The sequence below is a fragment of the Pseudomonas sp. GW821-FHT09D08 genome (assembly GCF_059416305.1).
In genome coordinates this window covers 1-22647 of the sequence record NZ_JBWKOX010000013.1, presented here as the reverse complement: position 1 = coordinate 22647, position 22647 = coordinate 1, and the positions used below count along the sequence as shown (strand labels likewise).

The window sequence follows — 22647 nt, the reverse complement described above, 5'->3', positions numbered from 1 at the left end:
CCGTGGTCCTTTGGATTATTGTTTTCAGGAAGGCTATTAATGGAATAAAAATTCCCATAATTCAATAGATGGAATAAAAATTCATTAATCAGCCTGGCTGATACCCGCCTATTCAGGCATGGCTAAACGCCGCCAGTTAACAAAAGATAACGTAGCACCGATTGTCAGACGATTCGAAAGCCCGATAGGATGGCCCCTGCTTCCTCCAGGCGCTCTAGATTGCAGGTTTCAGGGCCCGGGAAGGCGAGACGACCTAACAATAATAAATGGGAGAAAGGTCTATGAGTGAGCCTGTCATGGGTTGGGTTGTTTGCCGCCCACGCGCCGCACGCAGGGTTGCGTTGCTGGCCGCAGCGCTCTCGCTGTTTGGGACTGTCGCGTTGCCGACCGTTGTCCAGGCCGCCAGCGATAGCTCTTTTGCGATTGAATCCCCCAAGGCCGCCAAAGGCCTGATGATCGATGTCGTGCATGCCGGCAAGCGCCTGGTGGCGGTCGGTGATCGTGGGCACATCCTCTATTCCGATGACCAGGGCAGCACCTGGACCCAAGCCAAGGTTCCCACCCGGCAACTGCTCACGGCGGTGTATTTCGTCGATGACAAGCAGGGCTGGGCGGTCGGCCATGATGCGCAAATCCTCGCCAGTTCCGACGGCGGTGCCACCTGGACTCAGCAGTATCAAGACCTCAAGCGCGAAGCGCCGTTGCTCGATGTGTGGTTCAACGATGCCCACCACGGCCTGGCCGTGGGCGCCTACGGGGCGCTGATCGAAACCACCGACGGCGGCAAGACCTGGGAAGACGTCAGCGACCGCCTCGACAATGAAGACCAGTTCCACCTCAACGCCATCGCCCGGATCAAGGACGCCGGCCTGTTTATCGTCGGCGAGCAGGGCAGCATGTTCCGCTCCAGCGACGACGGTCAGACCTGGGAAAAACTCGAAGGCCCCTACGAGGGCTCGCTGTTTGGCGTGATCAGCACCGCACAACCCCAAACCCTGCTGGCCTACGGCTTGCGCGGCAATCTTTACCGCTCCACGGATTTCGGCAGCACCTGGGAACAGGTCGAACTCAATGCCGCACGCGGCGCCCTGGAGTTCGGCCTGTCGGGGGCCACCTTGCTCGAAGACGGTTCGCTGGTGGTGGTCGGCAATGGCGGCAGCGTGGTGGTCAGCCATGACGACGGCCGGACCTTCAGCGTGTTCAATCGCCCCGACCGTATTTCATTGTCGGCCGTCACGGCGGCAGGCAACGGCAACTTGATTCTGGTCGGGCAGGGTGGTGTTCGCGTCGCCACACCCACTGGCGCCGAACCGACAAAACAATAAGAAGGCGGGGAACGCATGAGCAGTCATCACAACGATAAAGCGACCTTTCTTGAGCGCCTGATCTTCAATAACCGCCCGGCAGTCATCGTGATCTGCCTGTTGGTGAGCATTTTCCTGTTCTGGCAGGCGACGTTGATTCGCCCGTCCACCAGCTTTGAAAAGATGATCCCCCTCAAGCACCCCTTCATCGAAAAGATGATGGAACACCGCAACGACCTGGCCAACCTGGGCAACACGGTGCGTATCTCGGTGGAGGCCAAGGACGGTGACATCTTCACCAAGGAATACATGGAGACCCTGCGCCAGATCAACGACGAAGTGTTCTACATCTCCGGCGTCGACCGCTCGGGCCTTAAATCGCTGTGGAGCCCCAGCGTACGCTGGACCGAAGTCACCGAAGAAGGCTTCGCCGGCGGTGAAGTGATCCCGCAGAGCTACAACGGCTCAACGCAAAGCCTCGATCAGCTGCGCAACAACGTGCTCAAGTCCGGCCAGGTCGGACGGCTGGTGGCTAATGATTTCAAGTCGAGTATCGTCGACATCCCGCTGCTGGAGTCCTACCCGGACCCGCAGGACCAGGGCAAGTTGCTGGCCCTGGATTACCGCAAGTTCTCCCATGAACTCGAAGACAAGATCCGCGACAAGTTCGAAGCCCAGAACCCCAACGTCAAGATCCACATCGTCGGCTTCGCCAAGAAGGTCGGCGACCTGATCGACGGCCTGGTGATGGTGGTGCTGTTCTTCGGCGTTGCCTTCGTCATCACCCTGGTTCTATTGCTGTGGTTCACCAACTGCCTGCGCAGCACCATCGCCGTGTTGAGCACCACACTGGTGGCGGTGGTCTGGCAACTGGGCCTGATGCACTTCTTCGGCTTCGGGCTGGACCCGTACTCGATGCTGGTGCCGTTCCTGATCTTCGCCATCGGGATTTCCCACGGTGTGCAGAAGATCAACGGTATCGCCCTGCAATCCAGCGAGGCGGACAACGCCTTGACGGCCGCGCGGCGCACCTTCCGGCAACTGTTCCTGCCGGGGATGATCGCGATCCTGGCGGATGCCGTGGGCTTTATCACGCTGCTGATCATCGATATCGGCGTGATCCGCGAACTGGCCATCGGCGCGTCCATCGGCGTGGCGGTGATCGTGTTCACCAACCTGATCCTGCTGCCGGTGGCGATTTCCTATGCGGGTATCAGCAAGCGGGCTATCGCCCGGAGCAAGAAGGACGCGCACCGCGAACATCCGTTCTGGCGCCTGCTGTCGAAATTCGCCAGCCCCAAAGTCGCGCCGGTCTCGGTCCTGCTCGCGCTGGTCGCCTTTGGCGGTGGCCTCTGGTACAGCCAGAACCTGAAGATCGGCGACCTCGACCAAGGCGCGCCGGAATTGCGCCCCGACTCGCGCTACAACAAGGACAACAACTTCATCATCAACAACTACTCCACCAGCTCCGACGTGCTGGTGGTGATGGTCAAGACCAAGGCCGAAGGCTGCTCGCGCTATGAAGCCATGGCGCCCATCGACCAGTTGATGTGGAAGATGCAGAACACCGAGGGCGTGCAGTCGGCCATCTCGCTGGTGACCGTGTCCAAGCAGATGATCAAGGGCATGAACGAGGGCAACCTGAAGTGGGAGACCCTGTCGCGTAACCCTGATGTGCTGAACAACTCCATCGCCCGTGCCGATGGCCTGTACAACAACAATTGCTCGCTGGCGCCGGTGCTGGTGTTCCTCAACGACCACAAGGCCGAGACCCTCGACCGCGCGGTGCATGCGGTACAGGACTTCGCCAAGGAGAACAACAAGGACGGCCTGGAATTCATCCTTGCTGCCGGTAACGCCGGGATCGAGGCGGCCACCAACGAGGTGATCAAGGAATCGGAGTTGACCATCCTGATCCTGGTGTACCTGTGCGTGGCGACCATGTGCATGATCACCTTCCGCTCCTGGGCGGCGACCCTGTGCATCGTGCTGCCGCTGGTGCTGACCTCGGTGCTGGGCAACGCGCTGATGGCGTTCATGGGCATCGGCGTCAAGGTCGCGACCTTGCCGGTGGTGGCCCTGGGGGTGGGGATCGGCGTGGACTACGGCATCTACATCTACAGCCGCCTGGAAAGTTTCCTGCGTGCCGGTTTGCCGTTGCAGGAAGCCTATTACCAGACGCTCAAGTCCACCGGCAAGGCCGTGCTGTTTACCGGCCTGTGCCTGGCCATCGGCGTGTGCACCTGGATCTTCTCGGCCATCAAGTTCCAGGCCGACATGGGCTTGATGCTGACCTTCATGCTGCTGTGGAACATGTTCGGTGCACTGTGGCTGCTGCCGGCGCTGGCACGCTTCCTGATCAAGCCCGAGAAGCTGGCGGGGCAGAAGGGTAACTCGTTGTTTGCCCACTGAGCCTGGCTAAAGAACAGCGGACGGACTGTTGTGGCGAGGGCGCTTGCTCCCGTTGGGCCGCGAAGCGGCCCCAGCTCTTTGTTTGAAAAGAACGGGACTGCCGCGCAGTCCAACGGGAGCAAGCGCCCTCGCCACAGTTTTATTAGCGGGCCAGCGGCAGGAACCAGCGCTCCGCCAGCGCCTTGCCGATCAAGCCACGATGCACATCCACCACGGCCTGTGGGCTTTGGGCCCTGGCCAGTTGCGAGTAGTAACTGACCCGGCGCTGTTCGCGGGTCTTCAGGTGGGCGGCGGCGTAGGCCTGCTTGGGCGTGTCGGCTGCCGGGTAGTGGAAGTGGGCGTACCACAAGGGGTAGCCACCCTGGTCGTTGATTGCGTATTCCTGGACAAAGTCCCGGCGGTCGCCGATCAGTTGAATGCGTTCGCCCAGCAGCGCCATGTTCGCGCGCTTTTGTTCGATCAGGAATTCCAGGTTGCCGTGGGTGGGGGGGAGCTCCAGGCACAGTTGAATACGCAGGGCCAGGCCGCGCTCGCTCAGGCGTGCCGCCGCCTGGCGCATGTCACGCTCCAGGTTCTGGTCCGCGAGCGTGCGGGCCTCGGCCGATTGGGCCTGGATGGCCTGATGCAGTTCGGTCGCCAACTTGTCGTAGCGCACCGACTCATACTGCAGCACCTCCTGGACCTCTTCCGGATGCCTGGAGATTTTCTTGTATTGATCGCCGCGTTTCAGGTGCTCTTCCAGCATGCCCAGCAGTTTGCGCGCTTCCCCCTTGACCAGGCTCAGGCTGCGGGGAGCCGGCGCGGTAGGTGAGGGCGGCGACTCCTTGAATTCGATCCATTGTTCGCCCCGTTGCGAGTAGGTGCCCAGCACCTCGCCCGTGACTTCCGAGCGAACCTCCACGGTTTCCAGCGTACCCAGCGGTTTGACCTCGCCGATAAAGGTGCCTTTTTTCGAGGTGCGGATGACCTTTTTCTGCGGTCTCCCCACCGCCGTCGGGCTGCGCCGGCTCGGGCGCGGGGCGGGCAGGGCAAGCGGCTTGATTTCGCTGGCCAACTGACTGGCGGCCTCCTCGTACAGCGCCTGCACCAGCTTGACCAGCTTGGCGAAATAGTCGACATCGAACTCATCGGCGTTGACGATCCCAACCCCCTGCAACGAGTCCAGCCCCCGGCCATAGTGCTCCACCAGGCTTTCCAGCACGTTGACGCGTTCCTCTGCCGACAGTTCCAGGTCGTTCAGGTCGGCCTGGGTACGCAAGTGTTCCTGGAGCGGCTCGAGGATATCGATCAGCACCTCCACCAAGGGATGACCAGGGTGTTTATGGGTCATCAGTTCGTAGTTGCGCATCAGCAGGTCCTTGACGGCCAGCACGCTGATTTCCTGGGGGCGTTCCGCGGTCAGGCGAATGTAGTCTTCCGCGCTGGCAGTGCCGAGGCTGAACAACTGCTCGAGGTAGCGATCGCGCAGTTCGAGCCAGCGCACCGAGCGCTCATTGATGGCAATCATTGCGCGAATGAACTGGCGGTAGGCCGGGAAATCGGTCAGCACCGCTTCGGCCAGGCGGCCGCCCTTGGTAGTGAAGTGAGGGTGGCTGCGGTAGAGCGCCGCGCGGTCTTTTTCGGCCACCACCACATGTTTGCGCACGTTGTTGATGACATTTTCCAACAGGCTCGCCACCGACCGGGGCGGCAGGGCAATCCCCAGCCTGCTGCGTTCCGGCAGGCTGTCCAGTTGCTGCTGGTAGCCCTGGGTCTGTTCCTGCAGTGCGGTATCGAATCGTTGGCGACTATCGGCGTGTTGCGCTTCGCTGAAGCGCGAGTCTTCGGCGGTTCTGGTCATCACCGCCAGGATCACGTCGAGCCGTCCCTGCATGGCCACCTGGCCCTGGATGAACTGTTCGAAACTCTTCTTCAGTTCGCTGATGCGTTGCGCCTGGCGCTGGCGTTCGGCGGCAATCCGTTTCGGCGGCATGCCGCCACGCAGTCGCAGGCGGGTGTCTACCGACCACTCCCCGTTGCCGTCGCTGCGCAAGTACGGGCCGCTGAGGCTGGCGTCGCCAGGCATCACCACGCGGATATCGCCTTCCGGCTCCAGGGCAACTTGCAGCCACTGGTTGTCCACCAGGGCATGCCAGCGGTTTTCGACGGGGTAAAGCCCCCGGCGCGGCCCGTTCAACACTGGTTGGGGCAGGGGCGTCGGGCGTGGGGTGCTGAAGCTGGCCAGGCGGCGGCGCTGGATCGCGGTCAGGCGCGAGCGAGCCTGGGTAAAACTCAAGTCCAGTACGGTGTTGTCCACCCGCTCCAGCGCACCGGGCAGGATAACCGCGCCTTCGCGGATGGCGGGCGGGGGCGGTTGCGGCCACTGCTCGGCGACCCACGGGGCCAGGGGCGGGGGCAACGCTTGGTCCTTGAGCCCCGCCGCCAGCGCGGGGGGCGCGGCGGTGATCGCGGGCACGGCTTCGAACAACAGCAACCCCAGGTTGAGCAGCAGGTCGACGCTGGCCAGTTCGCGCGCTTGTGGGTCTTCGGAGGCCAGTGCCGGAATGTCCTCGCCCAGGCTGGCCATCAGGCCCCACAGCCAGCCGGTCAGCATGGCCGGCCCACGCAGCAGCGGAAGCAACAGGTTGCCGAACAACAGGCTGCTGCCTTCGCGCAGCACCTGCCAGCGGCTTTCGCTGTTGGACACCGATTCGCGGTTGGCCTGTTCGATCAGGGCCCGGGCGTGATCACTGTACAGGTACGTCATCAGGCGCCCGGTCACCAGGCACTGCTGCAACTCGTCATTGATGCCATCGGCGGCCAGGGTGGCCGGCGCTGGCCTGTGCAAGGGGGCAAACTCGTCGCCCTGGCCAAAGCGCAATGAGTGGGGCTCGCGGAACCCGCCATTGGCGTAGATCGGCCGGGCCCTGTCACTCAGCCAGGTCAATACGCTGTCCTGCAGCGGCCCGGTTTCGGCGATGGCCTCCAGCAGCGCCTCACGGCTGGCAAATTCCTGCAGCGCCTCGGCGTACAGCGGGCGATACAACACATGGGGGCCGCCGCCGATGTCCTGCGGCTCGATCAGGTACATGGCGCTGACCGTGTCCGGATGGGCGCCGGGTGCCGACAGCAGGGCCAGGTGACGGATCACCACCGGCTGCTGGTCGACCTTCTGGTTGGCGGCTTCGGGCTCCATCAGTGCCGCCACCAGGCGTGCGCCCCGGGCGCTCAGGCCGGCTTGCTGCTTGAGGGCCAATTCGAGGGCCAGCAACGGCAACTGCACGGCCTGTTGTTCGGCGAACAGGGTTTCGCGCCGGCGTGCCTCGGGGCTTTCCCCCAGCCAGTGGGCCTCCAGCAGCCGCGGGTAGTGCTGGCCGATGTCCACGCGCGCCACCGGGCCGTCGGCTCCCATCAGGTAGTCGGCGGTCAGCCAGGCCGGCAGGGGCAGGCCGTGGCGGTGGGTGAGGGTCACGCTGCCGCTGGGACGGCTGGACAAGTTGTCGATGGCCAGGTCGGTCAGGCTCATGCGTTCATGGCGGATGATCCCTGACGTACCTGGGTAGCCGGCGGCAATGGTGAAGGTCAGTTGCAGGTCATCGGGGTGCAAGGCGCCGACGGAAGGCAATGCGAGGGCCGAGCTGCCCAGGGTCACGGCATCCTGCTGCAAGGCCTGCAACAACGCCTTGACGGTGTAGGTGCGCAGGTCATCGATCTGGCTGAAGGCCGTACGCCCCGCCGCGCGCCGTTTGGCGCCGGCCATGGCGAGGGCGTAGCGCCGGTACGTGGCCTGGTCGTCGGCATCGGCGTCGCGCAGCCAGGCCGGCAGGTGCTGGCGCAGAGTGTCCAGGATCTGGGGCGGGGCGGTTGGCGTGTCGCGGAAAAACCGCCCCGGGTCGGTGATCTCGGCGTACAGCGCCTGCCAGGTACTGAACGGCTGGCCGGTGGGCAGGCGCAGGTTGCCGAGGTCTTCGAGCTGGCGATCGAGGATCATCGACGCCTGGTGCTCGAAGATATCGCCATCGGGCTCGTAGCGTTGAATCAGGATGTCGTCGACCTGGTACTGGCGGCCCAGTCGCTGGCCACAGGCCTGGATCAGGGCGTCCATGCTCGGGAAAACCTCGGCGGTGTGCTGCGGGTCACACAGCACCACCGAGACCTTGCTGTTGACGGCACGAATCAATGCCAGCTGCGGCCCCATCCGTGTGACCGAGCGTTCGGCGTGGGTGAGGGTGGCTTGCAGGGCGTAGGCAAACACCGCATTCACCCCATGCCGCGCAAGGCGGGCCTCGCGGTCAGGGCAGTCGATCAATTGTTCCAGGGTTTCCCTGGCGGGTTGGTCCAGGCCGGTCTGGCCCAGGGCGCCGATGCGCAGGGTGTCCCGCAAGACGCCGGCCAGCCAGTGCCAGGGGCCGGTGTCCCAATACGCCGCCAGCGCATTTTGCAGGGCGATGGGCAGCGTTTGCGGCAGTTCGCCGACCTGCTTCGCGATGACCTGCATGTCGAGTTTTTCCTCGGTCAGGCCGGGCAGTTTCAGGCGTTTGGGTGGCTCGTCCGAAAGGTACCAGGGCGAGCCGTTGACCTCGCTGAAATCCAATGGCGCACCACTGGCCAGGGCATCGTGGACCACCGGCATAAAGGGTTGCAGCAGCCAGCCGCGGCGTTGTGGCCGGGCCAGGCGGGTGCGGCGCAGGTCCAGGCTGAGGCTGGGGTACGTGGCGCCGATGGCCGTGGCGAGTTGCTCGCGAATCACGGTTTCCAGCGCCGGGCGCTGGGTGAAGCGTGCGCTGACGGCGTGGGCAATAGGGTCAGGTAGTTGCATAAAAATCCTTTTCAGGCGATGCCATGCATAGCGGGGTTTCAGGCGGGCAGCAGGCTCAGGAACAGACGCTGATCCAGCGGCGCCGTGATCGGGTTGTACAGGTCGCGCACGATGCTGCGGTTATCTGCCCCGGCCTGGGCGATCAGGTCCCGGAGGGTGACAAAACGCTGTTCGGGGCGCTTGAGGTGGGCCGCCGTATAAGCGCCCGGCGGGCTGTCGGCCTGGCTGTAGTGAAAGTGCGCATACCACAGCACCGTGAGGCGGTTTTTCTCGCGCACGGCGAACTCCGACACATAGTCCTTGGCGGCGGTGCGTTGCGGGCCGTGGACCAGGCCGATGTCGACGGCGGCATGGGCGCGCAGGAATTCGATGTTTTCCTGGCGCGGGCGCTGGGCCTTGTAACCCTCGATGCAATGCTGGCGGCCTTGGGTGCGCAAATCCTCGGCGCGCAGGCGCAGGCGCTCGACGGTTTGGAGCACGTCCGGCTTGTCGGCCGCGTGGCTGGACAATTCTGTCGCGACGTTGTCGAGGCGCTCGGCCTGGTGCGCGAGCATGTCGTGCCAGTCACGCGGGTTGAGGTCATCGCGACGCGTCGGGTCGCTGAGTTTGCGTTTCTGGAAGTCGATGGAGCGCTCGATGGCCGGCACTTCTTCCTGCAACCGTTGCGCCTGGGCGCGCAGTGTGGACAGCGCCGGTGCCTGGGGTGGCTCGGCGGGACGGCTGGGCCTGGCCTCGACAATTTCCACCCAACCCTCGTTGGGGTGCTCCATAAAGCGCCCGCTGACCTGCTGGGTAATGGGGTTGCGGGTCACGATGGTGGGGAAGGGCTGGTCACGCTGCGCCGGTTCCAGGTCACCCACCAGGGGGCCCTTGTCCCGCGACTTGAACACCCGTTTGGTTCTTGACGGAGCCTGTACCGGTTTGAAGGCCCCCGGTTGCGGCGGCAGGAATTCATCTTCGCGCAGCAGCGCCGCCAGGTCGGCCTCGGCGCTGTCGCGCACGGTGTTCAACCGCTCGATCAGCAGCGGCATGTAGCGTGGGTGCGCCAGGGGCGAGTCGAGTTCCAGCAGGCTCTGGTAAATCTGCAGGCGCCGGTTGTAATGCCTGACCAGGTTGGTCAGCACCTCCTTGCGTTCGGCCGTGGTGAAACCTTCGGTGGTCAGCAGGTCCAGGTGGGAGTCTTCCAGGGCTGACAGGGAGGATTGCAGGTGCTCATGGCGCGCGAGGAAATAGTGCTCCTGCGGGGTGCTGGCCGGGAGCGTCCGGTCGATGCTCAACTCGGTGAGCACATCCAGGGATTCGAGGGTGGCATTGAGGCGGTTGTAGAACCGGCGCTTGGGATGCCCGTTGAGGTAATTCAGGCGCTGGGCCGCGCCGGTTTTCAAGCGTGCGGCCATCGCCTCCAGGGTGTCCTCGATGGCAATCATCGCCTGGGCATGGCGCTCGGACACGGCAAAGTTGGTTTCCAGCAGGTCGTTGACATAGCGCAGCGCCTGCACATCCTGGGCGCTGCCTTGCAGCTCGATCAGCGATTCGCCCTGCTCGGACACAAACGTGGCCAGGTACAGGGACGACAACTGGCTGACGCGAATTTCATCGGTGGCCAGGATCGACTGATATTGCTCCACACATTGCCCTTCGTAGTCGAAGCGGCTGTCCACGGCTTTCATCCGCCCGTAGGCCTCGATCAAGGCGCGCCGTTGTTGCAGCAACTCGGCGGCGGCCGCATCGAAGCGCTCCTGAAACACCTGGAACCCGGCCCTGGCCCGGGAGCGCTGGGCGACGCTGGCGAGGTGCTCGGCCACCCGCGCCGGGTCGTCAGGTGCGCTGCGCAAGCGGGTGCGGGCCAGACCCAGGGCGTTATGGGCCTGCTCGAACTTCTGCCGGGCGGCATCCAGCACCTGGTCGATAGGCTGCAGGCGTTTGATCAGGCCGCTGACCTCATCACTGATGCGATTGATCTCCTCCGACGCTTGGGTGCGCTGCTGGTCGATGTGGGCCAGCTTGGCCTTGAGGCGGTTTTTCGGCCCGCCGCCGCGCAGTTTCAGGCCCAGGTCCAGGCCCCATTGGCCCTGGGCATTGCGCACCAGCACGAAGCCTGGATGCTGCGGTTTTTGCGGATGGATCAGCCACACCTCACCCAGGTCCGCGGCGATGTTTACCCGAAACAGCAGGCCGCCCACCGAGGCATGCCATTGCTGGTCGATGCGGTACAGCCCTTTGAACACACCGGCGTCCAGCGGCTCGGGGGCCGGCACCGGCCATGGCACATGCAGTTCGCGCAGGGCTTCGAGCAGGCGCCGGCGGCTGGCGTCGCGCGCGTTGGAATGGACAAAGTCGACCAGGGTGCGGTCGCCTGCCGGCGGCTCTGCGGGCAGGCCCACCGGGCCCAGTTCCACTGGGGTGGCCGGACGTGGCGCAAGGCCTGGCGGGCGCTGCAAGGCCGCGAGGGTGACCGGTAAGGCGGGCTCCGAGGGTAACTCGAGGGTCGGGTGTTGCCGGGGGGCCATGTGCAGCAGGATCAGGCCGATGTTGAGCAGCACGTCGACCCAGGCCAGTTCGCGGGCGGCGGCGTCGTCGCCGTGCAGGGCGGCCATATCGTGCCGCAGGCTGACCGCCAGTTGCACCATCCAGCCTGCAACGAGCGCCGGCCCGCGCAGCAGCGGCAAGAGCAGGGCGTTGAACAGCAGCCAGCCACCTTCGAGCAACACCGCCCAACGGCTTTCGGCATTGGACACCGCGTCGCGATCCGCCAGGTCCACCAGCGCCCGGGCGTTGCTGCCGTAGAGGTACTGGGTCAGGTTGCCGGTGGCCAGGCATTGCGCCAGGGAACCCTCGACTTCGCTGCCATTGAACTCCTGTACCAACTGCGCGGGCGGCGGCGCCGGCCACTGCACCGTGTCGTCGCCCTGGCCGAAGCGCAGGATATGCGGGCTGCGGAAGCCGCCGTGGCTGTAGATCGGCCGGGCCTTGTCGCTCATCCAGGCCAGCACGCTGTCTTGCAGTGCACCGGGCTGGGCGATGGCGTCGAACAGGGCCGCGCGGCTGGCGAATTGCTGCAACGCGTCAGAGTACAGCGGGCGATAGAGAATCGACGGCCCGGCGTCGATGTCACGGGGTTCGATGATAAACATGTTGCCGACGATATCCGGCACGGCAGCGGGCTTGCGGGCGAAGGCCAGCGGGCGCATCACGATGTCGAGGGTGTCGACCACGCGCCCCGCCGCGCTGGGGTGCAGCACCGCCTTGACGTAGCGATACCCCAGGAAGTTGAAGCCCTGTTGCCCTCGAATCGCCAATTCCAGGGCCTGGTGCGGCAGTTGCACGGTCAGCGCCTGGCCGAACAGCGTCTCACGCCGGCGTACCTGCGGGTTGTCGCCCAGCAGCAGGTCGCGCAGCTGTTGCGGGTAGCGCCGGCCGATATCCACTTGGCGGATCAGGCCGGGCGTGCTGTGGACCAGGCTTTTTTCCCCGAGGATATAGTCCTCGGTCAGCCAGGCCGGGAGGGCGGCCCCGGACGTGTCCTGCAAGGTCATGCGGCCGTGCGGCGCGGCGGCGAGGTTCTTGATCGCCAGCTCGGTCAGGCCCAGGGTCACCGGTGCCAGGTAGCCGCTGTGCAAGTCACCCACCGGGACATGGAAAGTCAGCCGCAGGTTGTCCGGTTCCACGCTGGCGCCAGGGTGGTCGCGGCGCATCTGCTCGCGCAGGGTGCGGGAGGCAAAGGCCGGCAGGTTCTCGACCCCGTCCAGGAACGACGCCCCGGCCTGTTGGCGCTGCAGGCCTGCCTGTTCCAACAGCCCTTGGCGGTAGGCGAAACGCTGCTGGGCATTGGCGCTCTGCAGCCAGGCGGGCAACGCCGTCTGGATGGCGTCCTGATGTATCGGGTCGGGTGCCGGCGCAGCGACAAAGACGGCGCTGGGGTCTGTCGCCAGGGCAAAACGCTGCTCCAGGCTGCGCACGCCGTCGGAGGCGGGCAGGGCGATGGCTTCGAGGTCATCCAGTTGCTGGTTGAGCAACAGGGCGGCCTGGGTATCGAAGAGATTGCCATCGGGCTCGTAGCGCCTGACCACCACCTTGTCGACCTGCAACCGCTGGCTCAGGCGCTGGCCCCAGGCCTGGGTGAAGACTTCCAGTGAGGCAAATGGCTCGACGCTGCCCGACGCCTGGCACAGCAAGGCCTGGTGGCCTTGCACCAACAGCAGGTCGCTGCTCAGCAGGCGGGCTTCACGGCCCTGCCGGATCACACAGGCTTCCAGGCAGTAAGCATGCACAAAACCAGTGCCCCCGGCCTGGCGTTCACGTCGGTCAGGCTGGCGGGTCACGCTGTCCAGCATGTCTCGCGGCGTGCCGGCGGGCAGCAGGCTGGCGCTGCTTTTGAGGGTGTCCGCCAGTAGATCGCCAAGCCATTGCCAGCGGCTGCTACCGGTGTCGGCAGCGCCGTTCCAATAGGTGGCCAGGGTTTGCTGAAAAGCGATGGGCAGGGTGAAGGCCAGGTCCAGGATCAGCCGTTCGATCACCGCCATGTCCGGCTCGCGGGGGCCATTGGCCTCATAGGTCAAGCGTGAGGGCGGGCGCTGGGACAGGAAGCAGCGGCGTTGGTCGACCACCTGGGTCAGGTTCAGGGCCGTACCATTGCCCAGGTGCTCGAGGACCACATCGGTCAAGCGCCTGAGGTCCCAGCCGCGCCGCTGGTTGGGGGTGGCCAGCTTGAGGGTGGCCAGGTCCAGGGGCAGCCCTGGGAACTGTTCCTGCAGGCGTTCGTGCAGGTGCCGTTCGACCACCTGGCGTAACGTCGGGCGTGTGGCGAACTGCTGGGCGACCGCCAGGGCCGGGGTGTTGCTGCGGTGGGCGAAGTGCAGCGGCCCCGCCGGCGGGGCGTTTGAAGTGTCTGGCATAGGAGATTCCATTCTGTGGGGAGTTCGCCCCCAGAATGGCAAGCGCCGGCCGCTGCCGTGCGGTAGCCCGCTATCGCGACACGACGGCGTGGCCGGATTGGCCTATCATCAGCGTTTTTTCCAGCGATGAATGAGCCTGATGACTGCCGCTTCCCTGCTTACTGAACTCCACACCAGCGACATGCTCGAAATCGATGGGCTGCATGCCTTTGATTTCAGCCTCGACGATCAACAGCTGCTGATCAAGAGCATGGACGGCCGGGCCGAGAAACGTTGGTCCTTCAGCCTGGTGCAGGTGCAGGCCGCAACCTTCGATGACGCCTTGCAAAGCTGGACCCTCACCGGTGATTCGGGCGAGCACCGCCTGGTGTGCATGGCCGCCTTCACCGGCAACAATAACGACGAGGAAGACGAGCATGATGATGCGTAAATTCTGGCCGCTGCTGATGGCCGGCAGTGTGGGGGCGATGTCGGTGCAGGCTGCACCGGCGGACACCTATGAGTTGCTGGTGGGCAGCTACACCGCCGGCTCCAGCGAAGGCATTTATCGCCTGCAATTCGACAGCCGCACCGGGCAGTTCCAAGGCAAGCCGGTACTGGCGGCGAAGTCCGCCAACCCTTCGTGGCTGACCGTCTCCAAAGACCAGAAGCACCTGTTCGTGGTCAATGAAAACGGCCCGGGCCAGCAAGACCCGATCGGCCGCGTCAGCAGCTACCGCATCGACCCGAAGAATCATCAGCTCACCCTGGTCAATCAGGTGCAGAGCCTGGGCAACGAGCCGACCCATTCCAGCGTCGCGGCGGATGGGCGCTACCTGTTCGTCGCCAACTATTCGGTGCTGGAAGATCCGGGCGGCAGCCTGGCGGTGCTGCCGGTGGATGCCGAAGGCAAGCTGTCAGCCCCGGTGCAGTTGAGCGCACACCCGGCCAGTCGCGTGAACCCTGAGCGCCAGGCCTCCAACCATGTGCATTCGGTGGTGTCGTCGCCGGATGGCAAGTACGTGTTTGTGCAGGACCTGGGCGCGGACAAGCTGTTCGCCTATCGCTACGATCCCAAGGCCAACCACGAGCTGCCGCTGACCCCCGCCGATCCGGCCTTTGTGCCACTGCCACCGGGCAGCGGCCCGCGTCACCTGTTGTTCAGCGCCGATGGCAAGCATGCCTGGCTGACCACCGAGATGAGCGCCCAGGTTGCGGTCTTCGATTACACCGATGGCAAGCTCAGCCAGACCCAACTGGTGGACTTCGCCGCCGGCCAACCGGTATCCGACAAGGCCGGCGCCGCACTGCACGCCTCCAGCGATGGCAAGTTCCTGTACGTGAGCAATCGCGGCACCGCCAACCAGATCATCGTATTTGGCGTGGACCCGGCCACCGCCCACCTCACGGAGCTGCAGCGCCGCAGCGTCGAAGGCGACCACCCGCGGGAGTTCAGCCTCGATCCGAGCGGCAAGTTCCTGCTGATCGCCAACCAGAAGAGCAACGAAATCGTGGTGGTCGAACGTGACCCCAAGACCGGCCTGCTGGGTAAAACCGTGCAGAAACTGCCGATCGATGCCCCCAGCGACCTCAAGTTCCTGGTGCGTCAATAAGCCACAGGCCCCGCCATGCGGGGCCTGACCCTTAGTATTAATTGTATTAATAGCGGCTACTGTTTCAAAGCATTTCTAAGGTTCAACCCTCGGGCGTAAGTTGGGTTCCAAGGCCTTCCCCGGCCATCCAACCGAACGAACACAAGGGTTACCGACATGAACTTGAATCTCTTCTCCGTCATCGCCGCCTCCGCCGTTTCCGCCACCGTCGCCCTGCCTGCCGCCGCCAGCGTGGAAGTCAGCGGCAAAAAATCCAGCACCAGCGCCTACACCCAGAAATACCTGCAACAAAGCGCCAACTTCTACGCCGCCCTGGATCACAAGACCCAGCAATGAGCGCTGATTGACCCTGCACACAAGCAGACGCCAAACCACTGGAACGTAAACGCGCGTTCGAGTGGTTTGGCGTTTGTGCAGCTGTCGAAGAAAAAATGAGGTAATGGCGCATTGCCATGTGTTTAAATTGACGCTTAAATATTGACGCGCTCTTTCATGGAATCGACAGCATGGCACTTCGACTCGCCGCACTTATCCTCGCCCTTTATTCCACCCCGATCCTGTCATCCGTGCAGTTGACAGACGGCGAACCGGAGATCGCTCGCGAGCGATTGTTGAGCCTGATCGAAGGCTAAGCCTTCGCCATCACGCCGATAAACAGTGGCGATTGCAGGAAGTCTTCCAACCAGCGTTGCAACGCTTTGTACGGCGTATCGGCAAACCATTCGCGGTCCACGTGGGCAAACTGCCGTATAAACGGCGCGAGCGCCATGTCCGCCAGGCCAGGGTGGTCGGCCAGCAGATAGGCGCGCTGGGCCAGCAACCCCTCGAGCTTCTGCAAGAACACCTCGCCTTCGGATCGATAGTGTTCCACCGGCTGCTCGGGATAGCGTTCGGGGTACTTGTATCGATTCAAGTGATGTTTAAAGGTTGAATCGTTCTCGGCGATCAGCTCAAGTACCGCCGGATCCCCCTGCAATAACCAGTTATCCGGATCATGCCGGGCCAAGGCCCATTGCATGATTGCCAGGCTCTCGTCGATCACCACACCATCCACCACCAGCACCGGCACCGTGCCCTTGGGCGACAGTGCCAGCATCTCCGCCGGCTTGGCCTTGAGGCTCACCTCGACAATCCGCACCGCCACCCCCGAGTAGCGCAGCGCCAGGCGTGCGCGCATCGCATAGGGGCAGCGCCGGAACGAGTACAGCAGCGCCTCGCTCACTTGACCTCCAGGGTGCTCAGGCCATTGCCCTGGCGCTTGACCTGGATCTGCACCGGGATGCGCTCGTGCATTTCCTGCACGTGGGAGATCACCGCCACCTTGCGCCCCTGGGCCTGCAAGCCGTCGAGGGCGTCCATGGCCAATTGCAGGGACTCGGGGTCGAGGCTGCCAAAGCCTTCGTCGATAAACAGCGATTCGATCTTCAAGGTGCTGGACGCCATCGATGCCAGGCCCAAGGCCAAGGCCAGGGACACCAGGAACGTCTCGCCGCCGGACAACGAATGCACCGAGCGCAGTTCATCGCCCATTTCCGTGTCCATCACCAGCAGGCCCAACATGCTGCCGCCGCGCTTGAGACGGTAGCGGCGCACCAATTGGCGCAGTTGCACGTTGGCATGGTGCACCAGCAGGTCGAGGTTGTAGGCCTGGGCGATCTTGCGGAAGGTGTCGCCGGTGGCCGAGCCGATCAGTGCATTCAGGCGTGCCCAGCGCTGCCACTCGTCATAGGCCTTGGCGATCTGTTCGGCCAGGGCACTGTTGGCGTCCTGGCGACGCTGGTCTTCGGACTGGCGCGCGCGCAGTTCGGCGCAGTGTTTTTCGCCGTCGGCCAAGTGTTGATTGAGCGCAGCCAGGGCGCCGTCGAGTTGTTCGGCGTCCAGGTTGCCGTTGTGCAGGGCCTGGTGTTCGGCGAGGCGTTGTTCGCGTTCCAGCAGCAATACCTTGGCTTGCTCGACGGCTTTTTCGCTGCTGTGCAGATGTTCGCGCAGCGTGGCGATGTGTGTGTCATCGAACGCCAGCAGACGCGCAAGGCCCTCGTCATCCAGCTCGGGGTGCAGGGCGCGCCATTCGGTGGTGCGGGCATCGAGGCTGTGCTGTTCGGCTTCGAAAGCTTGCTTGCGCTCCTGCTGGGCCTTGAGGTCGGCGGCCAGCTGGATCAGTTGGTTGCGGATGTCCTGCAACTGCTGGTTGGCGTCCGTCTCGCTCTGGCGTGCCTGCTCCACGGCCTGTTCCAGTTGCTGTTGCCAGTGTTCGGCGCTGGCGTGCTCGCCCAGTAAGGCCCCGAGTTTTTCCTGGGCGGCCTGCTGCTGCGTGGCCAGCTCGGTAAATTGCTGGTTCAGGGCCTCGAGTTGCTGTTGGCGATGTTGTTGATGGGTCTGTTCTTTCTCGATGGCCTGCTGGCGTTCCTGCTGCTCGGCCAGCTCATCCTTCTGATGGCCCAGTTGTTCAAGGCGTTGGCTGACCTGCTGGTCCAACTGCATAAAGGTCGCGGCCGGGTCGCTGCGCAGGCCTTCCAGGGTGTCGGCGGGGAGCAGGCTGGCGAAGGCGTTGAGTTCTTCGTCGAGGCGCTCGCGGTCGTTGGACAGCTCGCGCTGCTGGTCCACCAGCAATTGGCGCGCCTGCTGGCTCGCGTCCTGGGCGGCTTGCAGTTGTTGCTGCAAGCGCCCGGCGTTTTGCTGCAGGTTGAGCAGGGCGCCCTGGCGCTGTTCGTCCTGGGTGATGCTTTGGCTCAGTTGGCTGAGTTGCTGGGCCAACCAATGGTTGCGTTTGGCTGCGTCCTGATTGAACAGCGAGGCTGCCAGTGGGTGCGCGTCCAGGCTGGGCTGGAGCGCCTGCTGTTGAGTGACCAGGTGTTCCTGTTGTTGCAGGAATTCTTTTTGCTGGGCGATCAGGCCGCCGACTTCACCGCGCAATTCGGTGAGTTTTTCCTTGAGGGTATCGACCGCTTTCTGCGCCGTGGCCTCTTCGTTGTCGTCGTGGCGCCCGAGGCTCTGCAGCAAGGCTTCGGGCTGGTGGTACGGGTGCTCGTGGCTGCCGCACACCGGGCAGGGCTGGCCGTCCTGCAATTGTTCGCGCAATTCCTCGACGCTGGCACTGCGGGCCAGGCGCTGGCGCTCCAAGAGTTGCTTGGTCACCGTCAGGGTCTGTTCAGCCACGGCCAGCTCGGCCTTGGTTTGCAGGCCGGTCTGGTTCAGTTGGTCGCGTTGCCGGGCGGCATCGGCGAGCTTTTGCGTGAGGGCAACCGCTTGCTGCTCCAGCTGCTGCTGGCTGTCCCACAGGCGTGACAGGTCTTCGAAGGCGCGCTGCTGCTTGCGATTGTCCTGCAACAGGCTGGCCAGCAGTTGCACCTGTTCGGCCACGGCATGGGGTTCGGCGCCGGCTTCTTGATACAGCAGGTCGAGGGCTTCGCGTTGCTGGGCAAATTTTTCTGCGGCGCTGGTAGCACGCTGTTCAAGGTCTGGCAGTTCGGCCTGGCCTTTTTTCAGGCGATTACCGATCAGCATCAACTGTTGCAAGCGATCGCGGTAGGCGTTCCAGGCATCGCCCAGCGGCGCGAGGGCGCTGCTGCGCTCCAGTTCGGCGGCGAGGCGTTGCAGGCGCTCGTCGACTTGTTTTTGCTTGTCGAGCAAGCCATTCAAGTTGGCTTGACCTTCAGTGCAGGCGGTTTGCGCCAACTGTTTTTCAGACGCAAATTTGCCCAGGCTCTCGGTCAGGTGGGCGAGGGTGTTTTGCGCATCGAAGGCTTGGCGTAGCAGGGGCGCGGCGGCAGTTTGTTGCTGCTGTGCGTCAACCAGCGCCGTCTGGGCTGCGGTCTGCTGTTGTTGCAGTTGCGCCTGGCGGGTCTGCAGTTCAGCCTGTTGCTCGGTGTACTGCTGAATCTGCGCGGCCAGTGGCGTCAGCAAGGTGAGCAGTTCAGCCCTGCGCGCAAACTGATGGCGCTGCGGTGCCAGTTGGTCGAGGCGGCTCAGGTCCTGGCGCTGTGTGGCCTGGTTGTCCCACTCCGCTTGCGCGCTCTGCAACTGTTCGGTGGCACTGCGCTGGCGGTCCTGCCATTCGCGCAGTTCCTTGAGCCAGGTGTGCTGCAACTCCAATTGCTTGAGTTGGGCCTGTTGGGTCTTGAGCTGTTGCTGGGCCGCGTCGAATTGCCGGTCCAGTTCGGCGCGCGCCTCGGGGGCCAGGGGCACCACGCCGGTGGCCTGGTCCTGCAGGTATTTGTGCGTATCCTTGGCCTCCTTGGCCTTGTCGAATGCGCGGCGGCCGAGCTGGGTGTACAGCGCGGTGTCGGTGAGCTTTTCCAGCAGTTCGCTGCGCTCATTGTCGTTGGCCTTGAGGAAGGCGCTGAACTCGCTTTGCGCCAGCAACACCGCGCGGGTGAACTGCTCGAAGTTCAGGCCCAGGGCCAGTTCCAGCTGGGTCTTGTATTCGGTCTTCTGGCTGGCCAGCAGTTGGTTGCTGTCCAGGTCGATCAGGCTCTGCCGACTGTTCTGCAACTTGCCGCTGGCCTTGTCGCGGGCGCGATTGGCTTCCCAGCGCGCACGGTAGCGACGGCCGCTGACACCGACAAAGTCCACTTCGGCGTAGCCGCCACCGGTGCCGCGCCGGATCAGGGTGCGTGGATCGCCGATGGAAATATCGCTGTCGGCATCCGGCATCTTGGCCTGGCCGGTATCGCCCAGGCGTGGCACGGCGCCAAACAGCGCCAGGCACAGGGCATCGAGCAGGGTGCTTTTACCGGCGCCGGTCGGCCCGGTAATCGCGAACAGCCCGGCACTGGCCAGGGGCTCGGCGGTAAAGTCGATCTCGAACGGTCCGGCCAGGGAGGCGAGGTTTTTCAGGCGGATGGCAAGAATCTTCATGGCTGTTCACCTGCCTGTTGCACTTCCTGGAGCAGCACGGCGAAATCCTTCAAGGTCTGTTCATCCACTTCACTGCCGTAGCTGTCCTGCCAGGCACGGCTGAACAATTCCTGGGGCGTGAGCTGGTCGAGTTCGATCAGTGCGTCTTCGTTGCTGTCGTCGCGACGGCCTTGGCCGGCGTATTCGGCGGCGATGCGCACCAGGCGCACGGCCTTGCCTTGCAGGGCGGTTTCGATCTGTTGGCGCAGGTCCGGTTGCGGTTCGTCGAGGCGTACGCGCACTTCCAGCCAGGGGTGGCGCTGGGTTTCGGCGAGCAGGTCGATGTCGGGCAGCGCCTCCAGGGCCTTGAGGATGTCCGCCAGGGGCGCGGCTTCCAGGCGTTGCAGGTTGACCGAGCGGGGAATCAGCAGCGGTTCGACGCTGACCAGTCGTTCGCCCTGGAACGTCACATCGAGGATCTGGTGCTTATAGCCAATTTCGGAAAACGACAGCGGTATCGGCGAGCCGCTGTAGCGAATGCGCTCCTCGCCATTGACCTTTTGCGGCTTGTGCAAATGGCCGAGGGCAACATAGCCGACACTTTTGTCGAACAGTTTGGCCGGCAGCGCCTCGGCATTGCCGATGATCAGGCTGCGCTCGGAATCTTCCGACACCGAACCGCCGGCCATGTGTGCATGGCTGATGGCAATCAACGCCTGGCCTTTCTTGCGTTTGGCGTTGGCCGCCGCGATCAGCCATTCATGGACCTGGCCGATACCGTGCAGGTAGTCGTCACCCAGGTGGGCACCGGTGACTTCCGCCGGGCGCAGGAACGGCAGCGCCAGGCACCACGCGGCGACCTTGCCCTTGGCATCCGGCAGGGGAATCAGCAGGCGTTCGGCGTCCAGCTGGCCGTCGTCCAGCCACAGCACGCGGCCCAGCGCATGGGTGCGCAGGCGCCGCATCAACGGCGCGGGCAGCTCGATCCGCGAGCCGGAGTCGTGGTTGCCGGCGATCATCACAATGGTCAGCTTGGGGTTTTGTTCGTGGGCGCTGATGATGAAATCGTACAGGCGCTCCTGGGCCTTGAGCGGCGGGTTGACCGTGTCGAAGATATCGCCGGCGATCAACAGAACATCGGGGTGCTGGGCCGCGATCTGGCGCAGCAGCCACTCGAGGAAGCAGGCGTGTTCGAAGTCGCGTTCCTGGCCGTGGAGGTTTTGGCCAAGGTGCCAGTCGGAGGTGTGAAACAGACGCAAGGCGAACTCCGTGGAGAAGATGAAAAGGAGGGAGTTTACCTATAAATTTTTGGAAGGGGCGGTGGGCAAGCAATTTAGCGCCCGGTTGGCCAGGGCTTTGCTGAAGATTGCCACTCAGGCCTTGGTTCCTGCAGGTTGCGCAGCAGGTCGCAGCCAGTCGCCCAGAGCGCGATCAAATACATCCGTCACCGTGGTCGTGGCGAACTCATAGTGAAAAAAAGGGCCGGTCAATTGCTAAATAGACCAGGCCCTTTTTTCTCCCGTTTGTGCGTTTAACTTAGGGGGCTAATGTTCAGATCCTTTGCAAACACCATGCACCAAATAAAGCGTCAGGGTTAAGTATGTTCATGCAAAGTGCGCTGCGATAGTTATGGTCATAATACACAGAGTGATAAGGCGCACAACCGGCTCCGCTATCGTCGCAATACCAATAGTTCCTATCGGCCGGCCATGGGAAAAGATACCTGCGCAACATGTCAGCCTCGCCGGAATTCATAGGGATTGCTTGGTTGGCGGCTCTCCAATTGACAGCAGCACCGAAGTTAAGTGGAAAGTTATTTTGAAGGAGACGGAATACGTTACTGACCTGAACAACATACGAAGCTGTTGCTCCATTTTGGTCGCGGGCAGTGATCGTCGCTGTTCCGTTTGCATTGCCGATGACAAAGCCAGTGGTGGCGCCGACGGTGGCAATCGCCGAATTACTGCTTGTATAGCTATAAGGTGGAACACCGCCACTGGCTACTCGAGTGGCCGTATTGTTAATGGATTCCAAGCCTGTTCTTGGCCAGTTTATTCTCACCGATATTCCATTCAGTACCATTGGCGTCGAGGGGATAACCAGCTGCGGTATTTGTCCTACTACAATGTACCGTGTTTGCGGAAAAGCGGTGGAGGTGGCATAGGAGGCACTGCCATCAAACGAAACTCGACAAACCACAATAACTTCGGCGCCACTGCGTAGTTGGTTAAGCCAGGTCCTTAAGACCGGTTTGTTTATCAGCCCATTCGCCGCTTCAGAAGCGGTGATGGCAACACCATCAAGCACCAACATCCTTGTGGCGCCGACACTGAGGCATTCGAGCCACACTCGCTGGCCTTGTTGGCTCAAACGCCATTTGAGCAGCGATATCATGGCGTTGCCGCTGAAGGTTCTGAGGTCCAGTGTTGTGCCGTTGGGAAGGTTATTGATCAATGGTTCAGGCAAGTCCGACGCATGGATATTTTCTACGTTCAATGTTTGGGTGAAGGAATCCACCTCTTGACCATTAATAACCGCGACATATCTTAATGTAATGGCTTTACCGACGCTGTCTGCCAGGATCCTCTGGCTGATTGCAAAATCCACACGACCGCCATCCAGACCATATTTTGCTGGAATGCTGGCCATCGTAGTGTTGGGGTAAATCCACTGTAAGGTGATCAGTTGTGTGCTCTTCATCCCGGTATAGGCCACCGTCACCGAGGCGTTATGCTCGTAATCCAGCGGGTAAATACTCAGGGTCGGGGCAACCAGGTTGGCGAACGCCGGGGCCGGCAACGTCGAGGGAA

General features: G+C 63.1%; 12 protein-coding genes. 6 read left to right on the top strand and 6 right to left on the bottom strand.

Annotation, left to right across the window (positions count from 1 at the left end):
* Window positions 1-296 precede the first annotated feature (296 nt).
* Window positions 297-1325: a WD40/YVTN/BNR-like repeat-containing protein gene (locus AC07OP_RS20620; protein ID WP_421534951.1), complete on the top strand. Its 1029-nt coding sequence runs from the start codon at window positions 297-299 to the stop codon at window positions 1323-1325.
* 15 nt (window positions 1326-1340) lie between these two features.
* Window positions 1341-3716: an efflux RND transporter permease subunit gene (locus tag AC07OP_RS20615; protein ID WP_495102333.1), complete on the top strand. Its 2376-nt coding sequence runs from the start codon at window positions 1341-1343 to the stop codon at window positions 3714-3716.
* A gap of 142 nt (window positions 3717-3858) precedes the next feature.
* On the opposite strand, the gene AC07OP_RS20610 is transcribed toward AC07OP_RS20615, so the two are convergent.
* Together AC07OP_RS20610 and AC07OP_RS20605 are read right to left on the bottom strand one after the other, a co-directional pair.
* Entirely contained in the window at window positions 3859-8514 is a 4656-nt protein-coding gene (locus AC07OP_RS20610) for a dermonecrotic toxin domain-containing protein (protein ID WP_495102332.1), read from the bottom strand.
* Window positions 8515-8552: 38 nt separating this feature from the next.
* Window positions 8553-13409: a hypothetical protein gene (locus AC07OP_RS20605; protein ID WP_495102331.1), complete on the bottom strand. Its 4857-nt coding sequence runs from the start codon at window positions 13407-13409 to the stop codon at window positions 8553-8555.
* Between the two features lie 139 nt (window positions 13410-13548).
* Here AC07OP_RS20605 and AC07OP_RS20600 point away from each other — a divergent pair, with 139 nt between their 5' ends.
* From AC07OP_RS20600 to AC07OP_RS20585, 4 genes are all read left to right on the top strand, one after another.
* A complete protein-coding gene (locus tag AC07OP_RS20600; protein WP_027608579.1) occupies window positions 13549-13839 on the top strand; it encodes a DUF5629 family protein in 291 nt (96 codons plus the stop codon).
* On the top strand, window positions 13826-15001 hold the full coding sequence (locus AC07OP_RS20595; RefSeq protein WP_495102330.1) for a lactonase family protein: 1176 nt from the start codon (window positions 13826-13828) through the stop codon (window positions 14999-15001). The genes AC07OP_RS20600 and AC07OP_RS20595 overlap by 14 nt, the downstream gene beginning before the upstream one ends.
* A 156-nt stretch (window positions 15002-15157) precedes the next feature.
* Complete coding sequence (locus AC07OP_RS20590) at window positions 15158-15337, top strand: hypothetical protein (protein ID WP_027608577.1); 180 nt, start codon at window positions 15158-15160, stop codon at window positions 15335-15337.
* Window positions 15338-15507: 170 nt separating this feature from the next.
* Window positions 15508-15633, top strand: a complete 126-nt coding sequence (locus AC07OP_RS20585; protein ID WP_256097795.1) for a hypothetical protein — start codon at window positions 15508-15510, stop codon at window positions 15631-15633.
* On the opposite strand, the gene AC07OP_RS20580 is transcribed toward AC07OP_RS20585, so the two are convergent.
* The 4 genes from AC07OP_RS20580 to AC07OP_RS20565 form a co-directional block, all read right to left on the bottom strand.
* Window positions 15630-16223, bottom strand: coding sequence for a glutathione S-transferase (locus tag AC07OP_RS20580; RefSeq protein WP_495102329.1), 594 nt, complete (start codon window positions 16221-16223; stop codon window positions 15630-15632). The genes AC07OP_RS20585 and AC07OP_RS20580 overlap by 4 nt on opposite strands.
* Window positions 16220-19858, bottom strand: a complete 3639-nt coding sequence (locus AC07OP_RS20575) for an AAA family ATPase (RefSeq protein ID WP_495102328.1) — start codon at window positions 19856-19858, stop codon at window positions 16220-16222. Before AC07OP_RS20575 ends, AC07OP_RS20580 begins: the two co-directional genes overlap by 4 nt.
* Window positions 19855-21096, bottom strand: a complete 1242-nt coding sequence (locus tag AC07OP_RS20570) for an exonuclease SbcCD subunit D C-terminal domain-containing protein (protein ID WP_495102327.1) — start codon at window positions 21094-21096, stop codon at window positions 19855-19857. The genes AC07OP_RS20575 and AC07OP_RS20570 overlap by 4 nt, the downstream gene beginning before the upstream one ends.
* A gap of 292 nt (window positions 21097-21388) precedes the next feature.
* A partial coding sequence (locus tag AC07OP_RS20565) for an immunoglobulin-like domain-containing protein (protein WP_495109918.1) occupies window positions 21389-22647 on the bottom strand: 1259 nt, incomplete at its 5' end.